This is a genomic window from Stenotrophomonas sp., from assembly GCF_032099025.1.
Lineage (GTDB): Bacteria > Pseudomonadota > Gammaproteobacteria > Xanthomonadales > Xanthomonadaceae > Stenotrophomonas.
Map to the genome: position 1 here is coordinate 49511 of NZ_DAMCID010000021.1, position 19988 is coordinate 69498.

The 19988-nt window shown below is 67.0% G+C and carries 19 protein-coding genes; 13 read left to right on the forward strand and 6 right to left on the reverse strand.

Annotated features, from left to right (window positions below):
- Nucleotides 1-76: 76 nt before the first annotated feature.
- The 7 genes from RT456_RS14595 to RT456_RS14625 all read left to right on the forward strand — a co-directional run bounded on the left by RT456_RS14595 (nt 77) and on the right by RT456_RS14625 (nt 6537).
- Nucleotides 77-1705 carry a serine hydrolase domain-containing protein gene (locus tag RT456_RS14595; protein ID WP_313347764.1) on the forward strand — a complete coding sequence of 543 codons (1629 nt, stop codon included), beginning with the start codon at nt 77-79 and terminating at the stop codon, nt 1703-1705.
- Between the two features lie 22 nt (nt 1706-1727).
- A complete protein-coding gene (locus RT456_RS14600; protein WP_313347765.1) occupies nt 1728-2390 on the forward strand; it encodes a M15 family metallopeptidase in 663 nt (220 codons plus the stop codon).
- Between the two features lie 66 nt (nt 2391-2456).
- On the forward strand, nt 2457-2834 hold the full coding sequence (locus tag RT456_RS14605) for a hypothetical protein (protein WP_313347766.1): 378 nt from the start codon (nt 2457-2459) through the stop codon (nt 2832-2834).
- Between the two features lie 219 nt (nt 2835-3053).
- Nucleotides 3054-3470, forward strand: coding sequence for an EF-hand domain-containing protein (locus tag RT456_RS14610; RefSeq protein WP_313347767.1), 417 nt, complete (start codon nt 3054-3056; stop codon nt 3468-3470).
- A 219-nt stretch (nt 3471-3689) separates the two neighbouring features.
- Nucleotides 3690-4439 carry an HAD family hydrolase gene (locus tag RT456_RS14615; RefSeq protein ID WP_313347768.1) on the forward strand — a complete coding sequence of 250 codons (750 nt, stop codon included), beginning with the start codon at nt 3690-3692 and terminating at the stop codon, nt 4437-4439.
- A gap of 4 nt (nt 4440-4443) precedes the next feature.
- Nucleotides 4444-4995, forward strand: coding sequence for a hypothetical protein (locus tag RT456_RS14620; protein ID WP_313347769.1), 552 nt, complete (start codon nt 4444-4446; stop codon nt 4993-4995).
- Nucleotides 4996-5172: 177 nt separating this feature from the next.
- Complete coding sequence (locus RT456_RS14625) at nt 5173-6537, forward strand: VOC family protein (RefSeq protein ID WP_313347770.1); 1365 nt, start codon at nt 5173-5175, stop codon at nt 6535-6537.
- 43 nt (nt 6538-6580) lie between these two features.
- On the opposite strand, the gene RT456_RS14630 is transcribed toward RT456_RS14625, so the two are convergent.
- Nucleotides 6581-8095, reverse strand: a complete 1515-nt coding sequence (locus RT456_RS14630) for an acetyl-CoA hydrolase/transferase family protein (protein WP_313347771.1) — start codon at nt 8093-8095, stop codon at nt 6581-6583.
- Between the two features lie 500 nt (nt 8096-8595).
- Between RT456_RS14630 and glnE the strand changes: the two genes are divergently transcribed.
- Nucleotides 8596-11478 carry a bifunctional [glutamate--ammonia ligase]-adenylyl-L-tyrosine phosphorylase/[glutamate--ammonia-ligase] adenylyltransferase gene (gene glnE, locus RT456_RS14635; protein ID WP_313347772.1) on the forward strand — a complete coding sequence of 961 codons (2883 nt, stop codon included), beginning with the start codon at nt 8596-8598 and terminating at the stop codon, nt 11476-11478.
- A gap of 143 nt (nt 11479-11621) precedes the next feature.
- On the opposite strand, the gene RT456_RS14640 is transcribed toward glnE, so the two are convergent.
- Nucleotides 11622-12176, reverse strand: a complete 555-nt coding sequence (locus tag RT456_RS14640; RefSeq protein ID WP_313347773.1) for a queuosine precursor transporter — start codon at nt 12174-12176, stop codon at nt 11622-11624.
- Between the two features lie 283 nt (nt 12177-12459).
- Here RT456_RS14640 and RT456_RS14645 point away from each other — a divergent pair, with 283 nt between their 5' ends.
- Complete coding sequence (locus RT456_RS14645; RefSeq protein ID WP_313347774.1) at nt 12460-13371, forward strand: hypothetical protein; 912 nt, start codon at nt 12460-12462, stop codon at nt 13369-13371.
- Between the two features lie 150 nt (nt 13372-13521).
- Entirely contained in the window at nt 13522-14226 is a 705-nt protein-coding gene (locus RT456_RS14650) for a nucleotidyl transferase AbiEii/AbiGii toxin family protein (protein ID WP_313347775.1), read from the forward strand.
- A 13-nt stretch (nt 14227-14239) separates the two neighbouring features.
- Here the strand turns inward: RT456_RS14650 and RT456_RS14655 are convergent, their stop codons facing one another.
- From RT456_RS14655 to RT456_RS14670, 4 genes are all read right to left on the reverse strand, one after another.
- Nucleotides 14240-14758 carry a hypothetical protein gene (locus RT456_RS14655; RefSeq protein WP_313347776.1) on the reverse strand — a complete coding sequence of 173 codons (519 nt, stop codon included), beginning with the start codon at nt 14756-14758 and terminating at the stop codon, nt 14240-14242.
- Nucleotides 14759-14813: 55 nt separating this feature from the next.
- Nucleotides 14814-15704: a DUF2145 domain-containing protein gene (locus tag RT456_RS14660; RefSeq protein ID WP_313347777.1), complete on the reverse strand. Its 891-nt coding sequence runs from the start codon at nt 15702-15704 to the stop codon at nt 14814-14816.
- Nucleotides 15705-15894: 190 nt separating this feature from the next.
- Complete coding sequence (locus RT456_RS14665) at nt 15895-16107, reverse strand: hypothetical protein (RefSeq protein ID WP_313347778.1); 213 nt, start codon at nt 16105-16107, stop codon at nt 15895-15897.
- A 76-nt stretch (nt 16108-16183) separates the two neighbouring features.
- Entirely contained in the window at nt 16184-17155 is a 972-nt protein-coding gene (locus RT456_RS14670; RefSeq protein ID WP_313347779.1) for a mitochondrial fission ELM1 family protein, read from the reverse strand.
- A gap of 141 nt (nt 17156-17296) precedes the next feature.
- On the opposite strand from RT456_RS14670, the gene RT456_RS14675 reads away from it, so the two are divergent.
- The 3 genes from RT456_RS14675 (at nt 17297) to RT456_RS14685 (ending at nt 19819) form a co-directional block, all read left to right on the forward strand.
- Complete coding sequence (locus RT456_RS14675) at nt 17297-17887, forward strand: malonic semialdehyde reductase (protein ID WP_313347780.1); 591 nt, start codon at nt 17297-17299, stop codon at nt 17885-17887.
- Between the two features lie 157 nt (nt 17888-18044).
- Entirely contained in the window at nt 18045-18752 is a 708-nt protein-coding gene (locus RT456_RS14680; protein WP_313347781.1) for a YceI family protein, read from the forward strand.
- 281 nt (nt 18753-19033) lie between these two features.
- Complete coding sequence (locus RT456_RS14685) at nt 19034-19819, forward strand: hypothetical protein (protein ID WP_313347782.1); 786 nt, start codon at nt 19034-19036, stop codon at nt 19817-19819.
- The last annotated feature ends 169 nt before the right edge of the window (nt 19820-19988 follow it).

The following is a 19988-nucleotide window of genomic DNA, read 5'->3' on the forward strand; positions in this document are numbered from 1 at the left end:
CTTCAAACCGCTACGACCGACGACGCTGCTTCTGTCACTCACCCTGGCCGCTTCATGTCCGGCGACAGCGGCCGAAATGTCACCCTTCACCCCGATGCTCGACGACACCGTCGCGCAGCATCACCTGCCAGGCATCGCCATGGCGGTGGTCGAAGACGGGCAGGTGGTATTCACCGGTACCCGTGGCCAACGCCGTGCCGGCAGCGGCGAACCCATCGACGCCGACACCCTCTTCAAGATCGCCTCCAACAGCAAGGCCATGACCGCCGCGGTACTGGCGCGCCTGGTCGATCGCGGCCTGCTGCGCTGGGACGACCCGGTCATCAAGTACCTGCCGCAGTTCCGCATGCATGACTCCTGGGTCACCGAGCACATGCAGGTGCGCGACCTGCTCATCCACAACAGCGGGCTGGGCCTGGGGGCGGGTGACCTGATGCTCTGGCCCGAGCCCAACACCTTCACCCGCGCCGACATCCTCGCCGGGCTGGCCCATCTCAAACCGGTCACCAGCTTCCGCAGCGGCTATGCGTACGACAACCTGATGTACGTGGTGGCCGGCGAAGTGGCCGCCGCTGCCGGCGGTAAACCGTACGACCAGCTGCTGCGCGAAGAGGTTTTCGCACCCTTGGGCATGACCCGTTGCCAGGCCGGCACATGGTCGGTGGCGCAGGTGGGCAACGTGGCCCAGCCGCATGCGCGCCGCGAGGGGCGCAACGTGGTGATCAACGAAGACGCCGCCATCGCCCCGGACCTGACCTCCATGGCGGCCGGCGGCATCCGCTGCAGCCTGCGCGACATGACCCGCTGGATGCAGGTGCTGCTCGACCCCGCACTGGCGCCCGGTTGGCTGAGCGATGCCCAGCGCCGCGCGCTGTGGACCGCGCACATGCCCATGCCGCTGGGCGAGCGCCAGCGCCGCTGGGACAACGCCCACTTCTCCGCCTATGGCTATGGCTGGCGTCTGTCGGACATGGATGGGCAGTGGAAGGTGGCGCACACCGGCACCTTGTCGGGCATGTATTCCTCGCTCGCGCTGCTGCCCGACCGGCACGTGGGCGTCGTCATACTGATCAACGGCGAGGGCGAGGACGCACGCACCGTGCTCATGCAGGCCGCGCTGAAGCACTACACCGCACCGGCGCAACGGCAGACAGTTGCCGGCTACACCGAACAGCTGCAGGCCGAACGAACCCAGCGCCGCAACACCACCCATGCGCTGCCAGACACGACCGCACGCAAACCGGTAGAGCCACGCCGCGCCGCATCAACAGTGGGCGCCGTCTCGGTGAACGCGTCGCCACGCGCCCGATACCGGCCGCCCGAACCGGAGCATGATTCTGTTGCGTGGCTGAGCAGTGCCGACCCTCCCGCAGCCACGCAGGGCGTGGCGCTACGCGGTGGCGACCACCCCGCAGCCGTGCAGGGCCTATACCGCGACCCTTGGCTCGGCCAGGCACGCCTATGCCCTGAAGACGGCACCCTGCGCTTCAGCGTGGACAAATCGCCCACCCTGCGCGGCACCGTGACGCAGCTCGGGTCGCGCTGGCGGGTGCAGTGGGATACCCTCGGGGCGGATGCCGAGCCCTGGCTGCAGGTACAGCCGGGCACCCCGCCGACGCTCACGTTGAGCGCGATCGATCCGGATATCGACTTCAGCTATGACTACCAGGATCTGCAGTTCCGCCGTATCGGCGATTGTCCCTAGCCTCCTGCTGTATGCCCTGGCGATGACGCCTGCCCTGGCGCAGGCCGTCACCGTCGTGCCGGTGAGTACCCCGGAGGAGGCCGGCATGGTCGACATCCGCACGCTGGTGCCCGAAATCCAGCAGGACATCCGCTACGCCGGCAGCAACAATTTCACCGGCCGCCCGGTGCCCGGCTATGAGGCCGAGAAGTGCTACCTGCTCGCGCCAGCCGCGCAGGCACTGGCGAAGGTGGACGCGCAGCTGCGCACCGAAGGCTACGCCCTGCAGCTGTTCGACTGCTATCGCCCCGCCCAGTCGGTGCATTCCTTCGTGGAGTGGGCCAACGATCCGCGCGAACAGTCGCGCAAGGCGTTGCAGTACCCCGGGCTGGACAAGCCGCAGCTGCTGGGCGGCTACATCGCCGAGACCTCCGGGCACAGCCGTGGCGCCACCGTCGACCTGGGCCTGCTTCAGTGCAGCGGTGATACCTGCACCGCGCTCGACATGGGCACCGACTTCGACTACTTCGGCCCGAGCGCGAACACTGACGCCGCCGACATCACCCTCACCCAGTACCAGAACCGGCAGATCCTGTTGAAGGCCATGGAGCGCGAGGGCTTCACCAACTACCCGCAGGAGTGGTGGCACTTCACCCTCACGCCCGAGCCCAGCCCCACCACCGCCTACGACGTGCCGGTGCGCTGAGCGGCCCGTGCCCGGTGCAGGCCAGCGCGCCGCTACAATGCGCGCTCACCGAACCCACGGACCACCATGAACCTGCCGTTGCACTTTGGATTGCTGGGCACGCTGGAGGCCGGGCTGATCGCCCTGCTGATCGGCCTGCTGGTGTACGCACTGTGGCACCGGGTGTGCCGCTGGGCAGGGTGGTCGGACGGCTATGCCATTGGCTGGGCGTGCGTGATCGGTGTGGTCATCTCGGCCGGCATCGATGCGTGGAAGCTGTTCTACATGGGGGTGATGCGGCTGGAGTCGCCGATGTTCGCGCGGATGTTCCTGGCCACCATCCACGATCCGAACGAACTCGGCTCGCGCGTGGTGCTGGAAGTGGTGGGGGCGCTGTCCGGTGTTGCGCTGGGCTGGCTCATATTCAGTTCCCGCTCAGGCGAAAAAAGCGCCAGCGATGCCTGAGGTTTCGTTTGCTTCCGGTTAAATCCGGCCGCGTTGAATGCCTGTCTTACCAATCGCTCACCTGCGCGTAACTGCACGGGTAATGCAGCGCTGCGCGCGGGTGGTTAAGAGCGCGTGCGCACGCCGATCGCGGCGCAAGATCGATTCACAAACGGGCTGGCAGTGTGGGGTCGTGCGGAAACAACGAACCGTGCAAGACCCCATCAAGGAGACCACCCAATGACTATTCGCAACCGCAAGCCCCTGATCGCCCTGATCGTCGCCGCAGGCAGTGTGCTGGCCATTCCGGCGATGGCCCAGACCGCGCAGCAGAGCGCCGCGCAGGCCCAGAACCAGGCCGCGCAGGCGCAGCAGGCAGCGGCACAGGCTGACCAGGCAGCGGACGCGGCATCCGGCGCAGCCGCCCAGGCCTCCTCGCAGGCCGGTGGTGGTGGTGGCCAGACCTGGGCCAGCGTGGATACCGACGGCGACGGCAGCATCAGCAAGCCCGAGGCCCAGGTAAACGCAGGCCTTGCCCAGGTCTTCGACCAGGCCGACACCAACAAGGACGGCAAGCTCACCCCGGACGAGTACAAGGCCTACGTGGCCGCCCAGCAGGGCGCCGCCGCAGGCGGCAACGCCGCCCCGGGCCGCTGATCCAGCCAGCTTCACCGTGCCGACTGTGTAGAGCCGACTGTGTCGATCGGCTGCCCCAACCGGCGCCCGTAAAACCCGCACCACCCCGAAACCGCTGGACAACGGTATCGGACCCGGAAGGGCGGCCACGCCGCCCTTCCTCCCAAAAAGGGGACGGAGGACGTTAATTGGCCAATCAACGTCCTCCGTCCCCTTTTCAGTCCTTGCTATCCTTGCCGCATGATGACCTCCATGCCCACGCCCAACGGCGCCATCGGTCTGGTCGGTTTTGACGGTGACGACACGCTGTGGAAGAGCGAGGATTACTACCGCAAGGCCGAGCAGGATTACCTCGACATCCTGTCGCGCTACATCGACGTGCACGACACCGCCACCGCGCGCCACCTGCTTGAAGTGCAGCAGCGCAACCTCGGCGTCTTCGGCTACGGCGTAAAGGGCATGACCCTGTCGATGCTCGAAGCGGCCATCGAGATCACCCAGAAGACCATCGCCGCGCGCGACCTGCAGCTGATCCTCGACATCGGTCACGACACCCTGCGCCATCCGGTCGAACTCATCGACGGCGTGTCCGAATCGGTGGCCGAGATCGCGCGCGACTACCCGATCGTGCTGATCACCAAGGGTGACCTGTTCCACCAGGAAGCCAAGATCAAGGTCGCCAACCTGCGCGATCTGTTCCCGCGCATCGAGATCGTGTCCGAGAAGGATCCGGAAACCTACGCACGCGTGCTGGAAGAGTTCGACCTGCCCATGCAGCGCTTCGTCATGGTGGGCAACTCGCTGCGCTCGGACATCGAACCCGTGGTCACCCTCGGCGGCTGGGGTATCCACACCCCGTACGCCGTCACCTGGGCGCATGAAACCCAGCATGGCGTGGCCGCCGACGAGCCGCGCATGGTCGAGGCCGCTACCGCCTTCGACTGGCCGCAGGCGCTGCGCGCCATCGAAGCCAAGGCGGCGGGCGGCTGAGCCGGTGAAGCGCCTGCCCCGTCTGCTGCTTGTGCTGCTGCTGTGGCTGCCGTTGCTGGCCACCGCACAGCAGACCGCTGAAAAGTCCGAGGCATACCGTGTCCACACCGGGGATGCCTGGGTAGACACCCAGCTGCAGGACATCAACCACTACGCCGAGCGCTACCCGGACAGCTTCCTGGACGAAGTATCGCGGTATGCCGGCGTATCGCGGGGCTATGTGGCCGCGTTGATGTTCACCCATGGCTGGCAGGCGGGTGACATCTACTTCGCCTGCTTCTGGGCCAAGGTGACCGAGCATTCGTGCCGCGACGCCGTGCGCGCCTGGTCGCGCACCGTGCCTGACGAGGGCGCCGACAAGCGCTGGTCCGATGTAGTGGCGCAGATGCCGGTCACGCCCAGCAACCTGCACTGGCGCGCGCTGCGCCATGCCATCGTCGCCAGCCACGACCACTGGGACCGCCCGGTGACTCTGGACGCCACCCTCAAGCGCCAGCTGGGCGACCGCGCCCAGCGCGACCGCGCGGCGGTCAATTCGGCGCCGGCTGGGCGCTGACGTACCGCGCAGCCACGCAGGGCGTGGCTCTACCGCGCCCGTAGAGCCACGCCCTGCGTGGCTGCCGTGCGCCGGCCAACCTTCGGCCCCCAATGCTGCTCTGCACCTCGCCGGCCACCGTTCGCCTGCGCGACAATGCGCGACTGCCTTCCCCCGTGATCCGTTGCCGAGTACGTAATGAGCGCCGACCGTTTCGTTTCACCCGACGATATCCGCAGCCTGTTCGCCCAGGCCATGTCCACCATGTACCGCACCGAAGTGCCGCTGTACGGCACCCTGGTCGACCTGGTGGCCGAGATCAACGACGCCGTGCTCACCGCCGACCCGGCGCTGGCCGCGCAGCTGGACCGCAATGCCGAACGCGCGCGCCTGGCGCAGGAACGCCACGGCGCCATCCGCGTCGGCACGGCCGAAGAGCTCGCCACGCTGGGCCGCCTGTTCGCCGTCATGGGCATGCATCCGGTCGGCTATTACGACCTGTCCGTGGCCGGCGTGCCGGTGCATTCCACCGCGTTCCGCCCGCGCACCGCACCCGCGCTGGCCGCCAACCCGTTCCGCGTGTTTACCTCGCTGCTGCGCCTGGAGCTGATCGACGATGAAGTGCTGCGCGAGGAATCGGCGCGCATCCTCGCGCGTCGCCGCATCTTCACCGACGAGGCGCTGGCACTGATTGCCCAGGCCGAGCGCGACGGCGGCCTGGCCGAAGCCGATGCCCGCCGCTTCGTCCTGGCCACGCTGGAGACCTTCCGCTGGCACAGCGACGCCACCGTGTCGCTGGCCACCTACCACGCCCTGAGCGCGGCCCACCGCCTGGTGGCCGACGTGGTCAGCTTCCGTGGCCCACACATCAACCACCTCACCCCGCGCACGCTGGACATCGACGCCGCGCAGGCCGCCATGCTCGCCCGTGGCATCGACGCCAAGGCCGTGGTCGAAGGCCCGCCGCCGCGCCGCTGCCCGATCCTGCTGCGCCAGACCAGCTTCAAAGCGCTGCAGGAAACGGTGAACTTCCCTACCGACGGCGGCGGCGATGCCGGCACCCACACCGCGCGCTTCGGCGAGATCGAACAGCGCGGCCTGGCGCTGACGCCCAAGGGGCGCGCGCTGTACGACCAGTTGCTGGGCCAGGCACGTGATGCCGGCGGCGATGGCAGCACCAGCCAGGACTATCCAACCCGCCTGGCCGCAGCATTCGTGCAGTTCCCGGACGACCACGACACCCTGCGCCGCGAAGGGTTGGGGTACTACCGCTACGCGCTCACCGAAGCGGGCCGCGCCACTCCCGCCGCCGTGGGCGAGCTGCCGGCCGAAACGCTGGTGGCGGCCGGCCTGGCCAGCGCCGACCCGATCGTCTACGAAGATTTCCTGCCGGTCAGTGCTGCAGGCATCTTCCAATCCAACCTTGGCGGCGAAGAGCAGCGTGCGTATGCCGCGCATGCCAACCGCGATGCGTTCGAGCAGGCGCTGGGCATGAAGGTCGAAGACGAGTTCGCGATCTACGAACGGCTGCAGCAGGAATCGTTGGACCGCCTGCGCAGATGATAGAAAAACGCCGGGAATTCCCGGCGTTTTTCGTTGCATCCCATCACACCTTCATCGTGCCCGTATCCAACCACCGCTGGTGCCACGACAGCGCTTCCGGCAACAGATGCGGTGTGTGCTTGCCATAACTATCGCGGCTGGCGCGCTCGAAATAATCGTTGAGCTGGTCGCGGAAATCCGGGTGCGCGCAGTTGTCGATCACCACCCGCGCGCGCTTGCGCGGCGGCAGCCCGCGCAGGTCGGCCAAGCCCTGCTCGGTCACGATCACCGACACGTCGTGCTCGGTGTGGTCCACGTGGCTCACCATCGGCACGATCGCCGAAATGGTGCCGTTCTTCGCCGTGGACGGGCTCAGGAAGGCCGACAGGAAGCCGTTGCGGGCGAAATCACCCGAACCGCCAATGCCGTTCATGATCCGCGTGCCCATCACGTGCGTGGAATTGACGTTGCCGTACAGGTCCACCTCGATCATCCCGTTCATGCCGATGCAGCCCAACCGGCGCACCAGCTCCGGATGGTTCGAGATCTCCTGCGTGCGCATGATGATGCGCTCGCGGTAGAAGTCGATGTGCTCCTTGAACGTTTCATTGGCCTGCGGGCTCAGCGCAAAACCCGTGCACGAGGCGTAGCTCAGCACCCCGTCGCGCAGCAGGTCCAGCATGCCGTCCTGGATGACTTCGGTGAACGCGGTCAGGTCGCGGAAACCGCTCTTGGCCAGTCCCGCCAGCACCGCATTGGGAATGTTGCCCACGCCGCTCTGCAGCGGCAGCAGGTTGGCCGGCAACCGGCCCTTGGCCACTTCATGTTTCAGGAAGTCGATGAGGTATTCGGCGATCTGCTCGCTGCTGCGGTCGATCGGGCTGAACGGGCTGTTGCGGTCCGGGCCGTTGGTGCGCACCACCGCCACGATCTTGTCCGGATCGCAGCGCAGCGCCGTTTCACCGATGCGGTCGTTGGCATGCACCAGCGGAATCGGCTTGCGGAATGGCGGCAGCGCCGTGCCGTAGTAGATGTCGTGCATGCCGTCCACGCCGGCCGGCTGCCACTCGTTGACCTCGACAATCACTTTCTTGGCCAGGTCCAGCCAGGTCTTGTTGTTGCCCACCGACGTGGAGGGCACCAGCGAGCCGTCTTCGCGGATCGCCGAGACCTCGATCACTGCCGTATCGATCTCGCCGTAGAACCCGAACCACACGTGCTGCGCCACGTGGCTGAGGTGGATGTCGATGTAATCCAGCTTGCCTTCGTTGATGCGGTTGCGTGCGTACGGATCGCTCTGGAACGGCATGCGCATCGCGATGCCATCGGCCTTGGCCAGTGCACCGTCCAGTTCCGGCGCCGTCGAGGCACCCGTCATCAGGCTGATCTGGAAGGGCAGGTCCTGTGCGTGGAACGCCTCGATCCGCTGTGCCAGCGCCACCGGCACTGCCTTGGGATACCCGGAGCCGGTGAAGCCGCTCATGGCCACGGTTTCACCCGGCTGAATGAGGGCGGCGGCGGCCTCGGCCGATACAACGCGATCGCGCAGGCGCGCGTCGGCAATGCGATCTACGGACATGACGACTACGTTTTCTGGGGGAGTTTCATTATCGACCATCACCGGCCCTGCCGGGGTGCGACCAAGGTGGCATGGCGTTTTCAGACGCCCGGGTGCCTGTTCAGCAAAATGATGCCTTCTGTACCCGCCGGTATTGTTTTGCAGTGCAGCGTGCAAGTTGTTCGCCGAGCCTAGAAGATCGCCCTGCATCCCGACGTGGGGGAGGGAGCAGAGCCCGCTGGCAGTTCGCTGCAAGCGGGCTTTTTTATGTCTGGGATTTGGTGAACGGCGCTGATTCTCTGGAGATCTACGAGAACGGCAGCCACGCAGGGCGTGGCTCTACCGGGCTTCGGCCGGTATCGCGGGGACACGCATGGCGTGCCCCTACGGGTTTCGGCCGTCATCTCGGGACACGCATGGCGTGTCCGTACGCGCCGGGCCCGCGTAGCGACACGCCATGCGTGTCCCACGCGCAAGGTCATCGCCCGACCGTCCCCAACCGCCCCATGCATAATCGCCTTATGCCGATTCCTGCCGATGCCGTCCCCGCCGCCCTCGTTCCCCTGGTCGACCGCGCGCTTGCCCGCCTTGCGCTCAGCCTGAATGACTCAGGCAGCTGGCCGCCGCCAGAACCCGTGGTCAACCAGCTGCGCCTGCTCGCCATCACCAGCGATTTCGCCATCGATACCCTGTGCCGGCAGCCCGCACTGCTGTCGCAATTGACCCTGCCGGACTGCCCGCCGCTGCCGTTGCCCGTGCTGGACCCGCAGCAGCCCACCGAATGGCCCGTGCGCCTGCGCCGCTACCGCACCGCCGCGTCCACCCGGCTGATCTGGCGCGACCTGGCCGCGCTGGACGACGTGCCGGCCACCCTGGCCGGCGCCACCGTGCTGGCCGAAGACTGCATGGCGCTGGCGCTCACCGCGCTTGAGCAGGAATTCGCCAGCCGCCACGGCGTGGTCCGCGCCGCCGACGGCAGCGCCCAGCAGCTGGTGGTGTTCGGCCTGGGCAAGCTCGGCGGCGGCGAACTGAACTTCAGTTCCGACGTCGACCTCGTCTACGCCTACCCGCAGGGCGGCGAATCCGACGGTGCACGTCCCCTGGCCGCCGAGGAATACTTCGCCCGGCTCGGCCAGCGGCTGGCGCGGCTGCTCGATGAAACCACCGTGGACGGCTTCTGCCACCGCGTGGACCTGCGCCTGCGACCGTTCGGCAGCGCCGGGCGCGTGGCGCTGTCGTTCGCCGGCATGGACCAGTACTTCCAGCGCGAGGGCCGCGACTGGGAACGCTACGCGTGGCTCAAGGCGCGCGCCGTGGCCGGCGACATCGCCGCCGGCGAAGCGTGGCTGCAGACCCTGCGCCCCTTCGTGTACCGGCGCTACCTGGACTTCACCGCGCTCGACGGCCTGCGCGAAATGAAGGCGGCCATCACCGCCGAAGTCTCGCGCCGCGACATGTTCGATGACATCAAGCGCGGTCCCGGTGGCATTCGCGAGATCGAATTCCTTTCCCAGGCCCTGCAGCTCATCCGCGGTGGCCGCGAGGCCTCGCTGCGCGAGCGCCGCCTGCTGCACGCACTGCCGGCCCTGGTCGCGTGCGGGCAGATGGCCGCGCAGGATGGCGACGACCTGCTGCACGCGTACGCGTTCCTGCGCCGCGTGGAGAACCGCCTGCAGATGCTGCGCGACGCCCAGACCCACGCCCTGCCCACCGACCCCACCGACCGCCTGCGCATCGCCTGTGGCCTGGGCTACGCCGATTGGGACGCGCTGGTGGCCGCACTGGATGTGCAGCGCCAGCGGGTCAGCACCGAATTTGCCGCACTGCTTGCCCCGCGCGCCGGCCAGGCCGCGCCGGACGCACTGGCCAGCTACTGGCGTGGCCTGCCCGACGGCGGCAGCGCCGAGGTGTTGGCCGACGCCGGCTTCCACGATCCGCAGGGCGCCGACCAGTCATTGCGCGATTTCGCCCAGTCGCTGGGCGTGAAGTCGCTGTCCGACAGCGCCCGCGCCCGCCTGGACCGCGTGCTGCCCGCGCTGCTGCACGCCGCCACACGCTCGCCGCAGCCCGACGCCGCACTCAAGCGCGTGCTGCCCGCGCTGCTGCACGCCGCCACACGCTCGCCGCAGCCCGACGCCGCACTCAAGCGCGTGCTCGGCCTGCTGCAGGCCATCCTGCGCCGCACCAGCTACCTGGCGCTGCTGGACGAACAACCCAGCGCGCTGGCGCGGTTGGTCAACGTGCTGGCGCGCAGCGCGCTGCTGGCCGAGCGCATCGCGGCGTACCCGCTGCTGCTCGACGAACTGCTCGACGTGCGCGTGTCCGGTCCCATTCCCGATGCCGCCGCCATGCAGGCCGAATGCGATGCCGCGCTGGCCGTGGACGATCCCGAAGGCGCGCTGCGCCTGCTCAATGAAACCCGGCTCGCGCTCAGCTTCCGCATGGCGCTGGCCACCCTCGACGGCCGCCAGCGCGCCGTGGACAGCACCCGCCAGCTGGCCGAGCTGGCCCAGGCCGTGGTGGTGACCGCGCACGCCATGGCCGAGGCCGACATGCGCAGCGCCCACGGCGTCATTCCCGGCGGGCGCTTCGCCATCATCGGCTACGGCAGCCTGGGCGGGCTGGAGTTGGGCTTCGGTTCGGATCTGGATCTCGTGTTCCTGCACGACCACCCGGCCGACCAGGACAGCAGCAACGGCGCGCGCCCGCTCGACCCCGGCCGCTGGTATGCGCGCCTGGCGCAGAAGGTAATGGCGCTGCTCGGCGCGGTCACCGCTGCCGGCCGCCTGTACGACATCGACGTGCGCCTGCGCCCGGACGGCGGCAAGGGCAGCCTCGTCTCGTCGCTGGCCAGCTACACCGAATACCAGCGCGAGCGCGCGTGGACCTGGGAGCACCAGGCGTTGGTGCGCGCGCGCGGGATCGCCGGCGACGCCAGCCTGCTGGCCGATTTCGAACGGATCCGCGCACAGACCCTGGCGCGCCCGCGCGAGCGTGACGTGCTGTACGCCGACGTGGTGAAGATGCGGGCGCGCATGCGTACCGAACTGGACCGCAGCGATGCCGCGCGCTGGGACCTGAAGCAGGGCGCCGGCGGCATCGTGGATCTTGAATTCCTGCTGCAGACCGGCGTGCTCGACAGCGCCGGCGTGCACTCGCAGGTGCTGGAGCCGCGCGATACGCCGAGCCTGATCGACGTGCTGGCCAGCATCGCGTGGCTGCCGGGCGGCACCCGCGACGCATTGCATGAGGCGCATGCGGCGTTGCTGGATGTGGGGTTGGCGTGCACGTTGGATAGAAGGCCACGGCTGGCCGTACTCACCCCCGCGCTGGAAGAAGCGCAGCGGGTGATCACCGCCGCATGCGAGGCAGCGGAGTTGCCCTTCAACGGCACGCCTGGATAACGCGATACCGAACAACGGACAGCGCAAAAAACACAACGTCCGTAGAGCCACGCCCTGCGTGGCTGCTCTCCGAGATAAAACAGGATGCACCGCGCAGCCACGCAGGGCGTGGCTCTACCGCGGGCGGGCAGGTTTCCAGCGCGTCACACCACCCGCGGCGCCATCTTCCACAACAACGCGCGGAACGGCGCCAGCAGAAACACGCCAATCGCCAGCTTCACCGCCAGATCGCCCGCCGCCCAGCTCACCCACGGCAGACTGGAACCGGCGAACGCGATACTCCAGAAAATCGTCGTATCCAACGTCGCACTGCACGTGGTCGCCACCATCGGCGCGCGCCACCAGTGCCCGCGACGCAGCCGGTCGAACACCGTGATGTCCAGCAGCTGCGCCGCAATGAACGCCAGGCACGACGCCACCGCAATGCGCGGCGTGGCAATCCAGATCGACAACAGCACCGCCAGCGCAAACCCGGCCCACGCCACCCGCCGTGCCGCCGCCGGGCCAAACCGGCGGTTGATCAGGTTGCTCACCAGGAACGCCACCGGGTAGCTGAAGGCACCCCAGGTCAACCAGTCGTTGATCGGGTACTGCACCAGCACGTTCGAGCCCAGCACCACCGCACCCATGGCCAGCACCGCCAGCAGCAGCGAGCGCAGGGTCAACGGGGCAAACACAATGGCAGGGCGCGCGGACATGGCGGAGCAGCTGGCAGGGGAGGGCGCGCATTATCGAGGCACTCTCCTGACGTTGCCAGCGTCCACTGCCTCTGCTCGGTGTCTTGGCTCGCGTACCATAAGCGTCCTAAGGACGCTTATGGTACGCGAGCGATAACGCCCGGATGTTAACAATCCAGAAATCCGAGGTCGCCTTTCACGGGTGTGAGTTGAAAACGATCAGTCAACGTACTATACAATCAACGTCCTTAGGACGTTGATTGTATAGTACGCCAACTAACGCCCATGGAGGGTTAGCGTAGTCATGTCCTACCTCCCCGCCATAGCCTGGCGCGACGCCCTCGATCTCAAGATCCGCCAGGAATTCACCCTGCCGGTCATCAGTAATCATGGCCTGGCGGTCATCCTGACTCAGCTGCTCGGGAAAGATGAATACGAGGGCAGAGTCATCCGCCGGCCACGCAGTGGCCTGAACCGGGATGCTTTCCTCTCAGGCCGCAGAGCTCTGTTGGAGCGCGGTGCCCTTCTCCTGCCGGAACGGGGCCTGCCCCAATCCCTGATGCGAGTGCCCGGCCGGAAGGACGCCTCCCCAGGGGAAGTGATGTGCGCCATCGATCCCTTCGGCCACATCGCGTTCCTGAGTGCGATGGAGTTCCACGGCCTCACCAACCGGCTGCCCAAACTCCTCTACTTCGTCACCTTCGACACGGCGTCGTGGCGCACGCTTGCCGAACAGAGAATGGAGCACCAGCTCGGCGGGCAGCTGGCCGCGTTTCATGAGGCAGACCTGCCCCCGTTGCAGTACTCGGTCATCAAGCGCGTCAACGGCGTGGTCATCGAAACCCTGCGCACCAAGGAAGCCGGGCATTGGCGGTATGCCATGGATGGGGCGATTCGCGTCACGGGCATCGGCCGCACGTTCCTCGACATGATCAAGCGCCCGGACCTCTGCGGTGGCATCCGACATGTCATTGAAGTGTTCGAAGAACATGCACAGATGTACCTCACGCCCATCCTTGCCGAGTTCAATACACACGGCGGAAAGATCGACCGCGTACGTGCCGGTTACATCCTCAATGAACGATGTGGGATAGAACGTCCAGAAATCGATGCGTGGGTTGCCGATACTGCACGCGGTGGCTCGCGCAAGCTCGACGCGCAGGCCGAATACGCATCAGAGTTCTCTGAAAAGTGGAGTCTTTCGATCAATGCCTAGCCTGCTGCATGACATCCCTGCATGGGTCCGTACCACGGATCCGCGTCAGGCGGTCAGGCGGTCATGCGTCAAGCGGTGCATTGTGTCCTGGAAGCGATTGCACGAACACCCCGGCTTCGCACGCTGCTGTGCATGAAGGGAGGCATACTGATGGCGCTGCACTATGCGAGCCCGAGGTACACCACCGACATAGACTTCTCCACCCCCAGGCCATTCACAGAAGCGGCCGAGCAGGAGACGCTCGCGTTGCTGGCTGAGGTTCTGCCGGGAATGGGGGAGCTGCTCGGACACGACGTGGAATGCCGCCTGCAGGGGCACCGGGTAAAGCCGAACCGGCAGGGCACCCGGGTAAGTCTGGCCATGAGCGTCGGCTATGCGCTGAAGGGCACCGCCGCCCACCCAAGGCTGGTTGCCGGCCAGTCGCCTTTCTCACTGTCACTCGACTTCAGCTTCCGCGAACGCATTCCTGCGTTCGAAGAGGTGGAGATCGGTGAAAGCGGTCACCTGTGCGTCTACGGGCTGACCACCCTCGTTGCCGAGAAGATGCGTGCGCTGCTGCAGCAACCCATACGCAACCGGAATCGTCGGCAGGACGTCTTCGACCTCAACTACCTGCTCACTCAGCGTGCTGAGCTTCATCTGCCCCAATGGCGGGCGGAGGTGCTGAGCGATCTTCGCATCAAGTGCGAGGACCGCGATGTGCCGCTCAGCGCAGCCGCATTCGATGACCCGGTCATCGCCACGCGCGCCGAGCAGGATTACGACACGCTGCGGTCGGAAATCGAAGGCGAGGTGCCTGAGTTCGCACCTGCCTTCGAAAGTGTTGCCGCCTACTTCCGCGCGCTGCCCTGGTAACGGGCGGGTTCACCTACCAGCGTTCGCTCAGGTTGTTGGCAGCCGCATCGGTGGTGGGCATGAAGGCCAGCGTCGCGCCCTGCGCATCGGCCACCATCCAGCCCGCACCGGCCTCGGTGGGCGTGAAGTCCAGCACATCGCCCACTTTCAGCGCCTGCGCCGGGTTCTCGTCGCGTGCCGGCCACTGCACCACCGCCAGGTCATCAGGTGATTGCGGGTTCTTCAGCGCCACATGGTAGCCACCGTCGGCCTGCCGTTCCACCTTCTCCACCGTCAGCGGCGGCAGCGGCCCGGCCTTGCCGTTGCCCGTTCCCGTCGCCTTGGCCGCCGTGCGCCGCTCCGAGCCCTTGCCGGACTCCTTGAAGCCGGCCGCCGTGAGCCAGATCGGCGCGGTGATCACCGCCACGCTGATGAACGAGCCCAGCATCACGACGCTGCTCGCCTTCTGGCCGGGGGTGAAGTTCTGCGCGTGTGCCGGCGGTGCTGCAATCGCCACGCTCAGTGCTACCGCCAGAATCGAAAAACGCTTCATGCCAACTCCTTCTGCAAAGGCGGTACCGGCATCAGGCCAGTGCCGCGAAAATGTGTCACGGCCTTGGCGCGGCCATACCTGCCACCGGCTCGTGCGCCACCGTCACTTCCTGCGCCAGCACCTTCTGCTGCTGCAGGAAATCAAAGACGGACTCCACCGTCACCACCGAATAGTTGCCGGAGATGCGCTCGCTGGCCGGGTGGTCGGTGGTGGCCGCATTGGCCGCGAAGAACCGCGCGCCCAGCCGCTTGCCCACCCCGATGTGCAGCGAACTCGGCGTGTACCTCTGTTGCTTCAGCCACGTCTGCACCTGCGCACGGCGCACCAGCAGCCTGCCGTCGCGGGACTGCGCCATCGCCGCCGCCAGCACTTCCAGCACCCACTGGTTGGAGTTCTGGTATTCCTCGCTGAAGGGGTAGGCCACCACGCTGTAGCGCGGCTCGTGCAACGCCTTGGCCTGGATCCCCGGCGGCGTGAGCATCGCCTTCAACGCCGCGCGCACGGCTGGCGTGGGCACGCCCACGCGCAGGTCGGTGTGCGTACCGGTTTCGCCGATGAAGTTGCCCAGCCCTTCGTGGAACAGCGCCGACTCGGGCGACTTGCAGTGGTTGAGCAGGTGCACTGCCCGCCAGTTACCGTCGGCCTCGCGTATCGCAAACGCCAGGTGGCTGTGGCGCAGCCCGTATTTGCTGAGGTCCTGACCGCCGCGCGCGATGATCACCACATCCACGCCATCCAGCGCTTCCAGCGTTTCATCGGCACGCTGGGCTACATCGAACATGGATGCCAGCGCGGCCGGGGTGGGGTGGCGCTCCAGGCATTCGGGTTGTTGCGATTGCGCCTGCACACAAGGTGCGGCCAGCCACAGCGCCGCGCACAGCAGGGCGGGCAGCACACGGCGGGTCATTGGCAGGCGTGAGGTCACGCGGGGGTAGGGCAGGTCCATTGCAGTTCAGTCTCCAGCGGTACCGGGCCGCGTCGGCATCATAGCGGCATCAGGCCGTGTACCGACGATGCGGTACAGGCGGCCCGTAGTGGCACCCCATGGGTGTCATCGCGGTCCATGGGTGTCATCGAGGTCCATGGGTGTCATCGCGGTCCACGGGTGTCATCCCGGTGCCAGACCACCACCGAACTCAGCGACTCAGTTCCCGCGCACAAGGCTCGCTCACCGGCACGGGCGGTTCCTGCGGCCAGCGTTCCTTCTTCTGCTGGTCGGTCATCGGCGGCTGGTTGCGATACGCGGTGAGCTCCTTGTGGCAGCTCCACGACACCGCATCCTGCCCGGTAGGCATGCTCGAACAGCCGGCAACCAGCACGGCCATCACCACCAACACAGCACTGCGCATACGCACTCTCCTTCCTTGGGTGAACCTCGAATCTACCGGCATCGCACCGCCATCGGTAGCCACGCGACGCGCGTTGTTAAGCCGGGATATCCAATGCAGCCCGCACCTGCGCGGCAATGCGTGCGGTCTCGCGCAGCGGCTCGATCGGCCCGGGGTAGCCCCAGTCCAGCCAGCGTTCCTGCAGCCGGCCGCGCGCGCGCAGTGCCTGCTGGAACGTCACCATCCGCCCCTGCGCCTGGCTCTCCAGCGCCACCGCCACCGGCAGGCGCGTGCCGCAGGCTTCGGACAGCAGGTTCACCGAATCCGGTGACACCACAATCCGCTCGGCCCAGCCCAGCAGCCCGGCATACGGGTTCACCCCGTCGCCGCCATCGCCCCAGATCACGTGCGGCACATCGGCGAAGGTACTGCGCAGCGCGCCCACCAGCGCCGGTGGCGTGCGCCGCGACGTGGTGGCGAGCAGGCTGCCGCCCTCCGCACGCAGCTGGTCGGCCAGCTGGTGGAAGACGCTCACCATGTCCGGTTCGTGCCAGGGTGCATGCGGCGTCGGCCCGCCCACCAGCAGCGCCGTGCGCGGACCGGGCAGGTCGCCGAAGCTGGCGAAGGCCGCGCGGCCCAGCGACAGCCAGTCGTCATCCACCGGGTTCAGGCTGCCCAGCAGCGTGAGCACGTTGCCGCCGCGCAGGCGGTCGTGTTCGGGCACTACCAGCAGGTCCCAGTGGCGCGTGCCCAAGCGCGGGTCCAGGATCTGCACCCCCTTGCTGCCGTGCCGGCGCAGTTCGCGCAGCGCCCCGGCCGCCTGCCGGCCACAGCCAATCGCCAGCGCCGGTGGGTCCTGCACCAGCGTGGCAAATGCGTCGCCATAGCCGTGAGACGCACCCGGCAGCCAGCGCGGCGCCACCCATTTCCACGGCGCGCGCGGCACCAGCACCAGCGGACGATGTGCCCCCAGCTTCAATGCCGTGGCCAGGGCCACCGCCTGCCGCACATTGCCGGCACGGCCGTCAGTGATCGTCCAGGGCGGACTCCATCGTTTCACGTATGGCATTAATTCGTTTCAGTCAGGCTGGGTGTTGCAACAGTCGCGACACTCTACACTGCCAGCCTTCGCCGACCGTGCGGTGCCTGGTAAAGGTAGCCCAAGGCGTGCGGGATTCCTTCTTTGTCCAAGTGTCTTTCCGGAGGCTTCATGTCCAACGTGCTCAACGATGCTGCGCTTGACCAGCTGTTCCGTACCGCCCGCACCCAGAATGCCTTCCTCGACACCCCCGTCGAAGACAGCCAGCTGAAGGCCCTGTACGAACTGCTCAAGTGGGGCCCCACGGCCGCCAACGGCAGCCCGGCGCGTTTCGTGTTCGTGAAGTCGCCCGAAGCCAAGGCCAAGCTGGCCCCGGCGCTGTCCGAAGGCAACCACGACAAGACCCTGGCCGCCCCGGTCACCGTCATCATTGGCTTCGACGAAGACTTCCACGAAAAGCTGCCCTACCTGTTCCCGCACACCGACGCGAAGGCATGGTTCGACGGCCCGCGTGAAAACCGCCATGAATCGGCCTTCCGCAATGGCAGCCTGCAGGGCGCCTACCTGATCCTGGCCGCCCGCGCGCTGGGCCTGGACGCCGGCCCGATGTCGGGCTTCGACCCGGCCAAGGTGGACGAGGCCTTCTTCAAGGGCACCACCATCAAGTCGAACTTCCTGGTCAATCTGGGGTACGGTGATTCTTCGGGCCTGTTCCCGCGGCTGCCGCGCCTGTCCTTCGACGAAGCGGCCCGCATCGAATAAGTTTTTCCGTCGAAGAGAGCGGCCTGGCGCCGTTCTCGACGTCGCGCAGCGACGGCCTGAGGGAAACTGCCTCGATGGCCGGTATTACGGGCCCCTCCGTGCGGACGGGCTGTTGCACCACTTTTCCTTTTCCCTACGAATGCGAGAGAGACCTGACATGACCATGACCCGCAAACTGCTGCTGCCGCTGGCCCTCACCCTGGCCATCGCCGCCTGCTCCAAGCCGGCTGAAGACACCGCCGCCCCGGCCGCTGACGCGACCCCGGCTGCTGCCGCCACCGCACCGGCTGATGCCGCTGCCACCCCGGCCGCTGCCCCGGCTGCTGAAGCCATCCAGATCGCGTCGGGCACCTACAAGCTCGACCCGAGCCACACCGACGTGCTGGCCCAGTGGAGCCACTTCGGCTTCTCGCACCCGACCGCCCACTTCGGCGCGGCCGAAGGCACCCTGGTGTATGACGCGGCCGACGTGACCAAGTCCACCGTGGAAGTGAAGCTGCCGCTTACTGGCCTCAACAGCTTCACCGCCAAGTTCGACGAACACCTGAAGAGCGCCGATTTCTTCGACGCCGCCAAGTTCCCGGCGGCCACCTTCAAGAGCACCAAGGTGGAAGCGGCGGGCGCCAACAAGCTGACCGTCACCGGTGACCTGACCATCAAGGACATCACCAAGCCGGTCACCCTGGACGTCACCGTCAACGCCGGCGGCGAGCACCCGATGGCCAAGGTTCCGGCCGCTGGTTTCGACGCCACCACCACCATCAAGCGCAGCGATTTCGGCGTGGGCGCGTATGCCCCGAACGTCAGCGATGAAGTGAACATCCGCATCACCACCGAAGCCACCGGCGAAAAGCCGGCTGCGTAAACGGTAACGATGTGGAATGCAGAAATCCCGCCGAAAGGCGGGATTTTTGTTTGCGCCGACCGCGTAATTCGGAGCTGGCTAACCCGACCGGCTAACCCGACCGGCTAACCCAACTGGCTAATCCAACTGGCTAATCAAATCCGACTGGCTAGTCCGACTGGGTAGAGCCGACTGGGTAGAGCCGACTGTTAGTCGGCTGCTCCTCCGCTTTCCGCTCCGGCACCGCGAAGCCACGCATGGCGTGGCTCTACACTGTGCACCACGCAACAACGGAGCACCCCGTGCAAGACGCACACTACTGGATGATGGAATTCTGGACCGGGCTCAGCCTGCTCGACCTCATCGGCGGCAGCCTCCTCGGCACCGTGCTGGGCCTGCTGCTCGGCATCGCCACCTGGTACGCACTGCGCCGCCGCCAATGGCTCCACCGCCAGCGCCGCTGGCACCACTGGCTCATCGCCTGCCACGCGGTCCTGCTGCCGCTGCTGTTCGCCTTCACCGGCCTGCAGCTCGGCTTCGCCGCCGGCGCGCAGCGCGCCCTGTACAAGCAGATCGATCACTTCCAGCCGCACCTGCAGACCCTCGTGGCCAGCTGGCAGGTGGACTTCGAAAATTCCCTCGACGACCCGGACATCGCCGCCCTCATGCGCAGCGACGCCACCCTGCACCAGGTCACCCGCCAGGTGGTGGACAACTACCTCGCCGAAAACCCGCTGCCCGGCGCCAACTACCTGCAGGGCGAAGGCTTCGCCACCCGCTGGACGCGACGTGGCGTGGAAGCCCTGCATGGCGCCTTGATGTCACGGTGGGTGGAAGACAGCCTGGCCAAGGAAGTGGCCGGCCACAGCGGCGTGGACAAGCGCGTGTTCCGCGAAGCGCTGAGCATGCGCATGGATGAGCTGCTGCACACCACGGGCGTGATCCGCCTGCTCAAGGCGCAGCTCAGCGCGATGATGCCGGGCATTTACCTCGGCCTGTTGCTGCCGCTGCTGATCGTGATGGCGCTGGTGTTGCTGGAGATAGGGCTGGCCAAACGCTATGGGTGGCGGGCGAACCCGACGGGGTAGAGCCGACTGTTAGTCGGCTAGCGCGCGACGCGTCACACCCGACGGGGTAGAGCCGACTGTTAGTCGGCTAGCGCGCGATGCGTCACACCCGACGGGGTAGAGCCGACTGTTAGTCGGCTAGCGCGCGATGCGTCACACCCGACGGGGTAGAGCCGACTGTTAGTCGGCT

Excerpts from the sequence above, each read along its gene's own strand:
- RT456_RS14595 (WP_313347764.1), top strand. The coding sequence starts at position 77 with ATGTCACCCTTCACCCCGATGCTCGACGACACCGTCGCGCAGCATCAC.
- RT456_RS14600 (WP_313347765.1), top strand. The coding sequence starts at position 1,728 with ATGACGCCTGCCCTGGCGCAGGCCGTCACCGTCGTGCCGGTGAGTACC.
- RT456_RS14605 (WP_313347766.1), top strand. The coding sequence starts at position 2,457 with ATGAACCTGCCGTTGCACTTTGGATTGCTGGGCACGCTGGAGGCCGGG.
- RT456_RS14610 (WP_313347767.1), top strand. The coding sequence starts at position 3,054 with ATGACTATTCGCAACCGCAAGCCCCTGATCGCCCTGATCGTCGCCGCA.
- RT456_RS14615 (WP_313347768.1), top strand. The coding sequence starts at position 3,690 with ATGATGACCTCCATGCCCACGCCCAACGGCGCCATCGGTCTGGTCGGT.
- RT456_RS14625 (WP_313347770.1), top strand. The coding sequence starts at position 5,173 with ATGAGCGCCGACCGTTTCGTTTCACCCGACGATATCCGCAGCCTGTTC.
- RT456_RS14630 (WP_313347771.1), bottom strand. The coding sequence starts at position 8,095 with ATGTCCGTAGATCGCATTGCCGACGCGCGCCTGCGCGATCGCGTTGTA.
- glnE (WP_313347772.1), top strand. The coding sequence starts at position 8,596 with ATGCCGATTCCTGCCGATGCCGTCCCCGCCGCCCTCGTTCCCCTGGTC.
- RT456_RS14640 (WP_313347773.1), bottom strand. The coding sequence starts at position 12,176 with ATGTCCGCGCGCCCTGCCATTGTGTTTGCCCCGTTGACCCTGCGCTCG.
- RT456_RS14645 (WP_313347774.1), top strand. The coding sequence starts at position 12,460 with ATGTCCTACCTCCCCGCCATAGCCTGGCGCGACGCCCTCGATCTCAAG.
- RT456_RS14650 (WP_313347775.1), top strand. The coding sequence starts at position 13,522 with ATGGCGCTGCACTATGCGAGCCCGAGGTACACCACCGACATAGACTTC.
- RT456_RS14655 (WP_313347776.1), bottom strand. The coding sequence starts at position 14,758 with ATGAAGCGTTTTTCGATTCTGGCGGTAGCACTGAGCGTGGCGATTGCA.
- RT456_RS14660 (WP_313347777.1), bottom strand. The coding sequence starts at position 15,704 with ATGGACCTGCCCTACCCCCGCGTGACCTCACGCCTGCCAATGACCCGC.
- RT456_RS14665 (WP_313347778.1), bottom strand. The coding sequence starts at position 16,107 with ATGCGCAGTGCTGTGTTGGTGGTGATGGCCGTGCTGGTTGCCGGCTGT.
- RT456_RS14670 (WP_313347779.1), bottom strand. The coding sequence starts at position 17,155 with ATGCCATACGTGAAACGATGGAGTCCGCCCTGGACGATCACTGACGGC.
- RT456_RS14675 (WP_313347780.1), top strand. The coding sequence starts at position 17,297 with ATGTCCAACGTGCTCAACGATGCTGCGCTTGACCAGCTGTTCCGTACC.
- RT456_RS14680 (WP_313347781.1), top strand. The coding sequence starts at position 18,045 with ATGACCATGACCCGCAAACTGCTGCTGCCGCTGGCCCTCACCCTGGCC.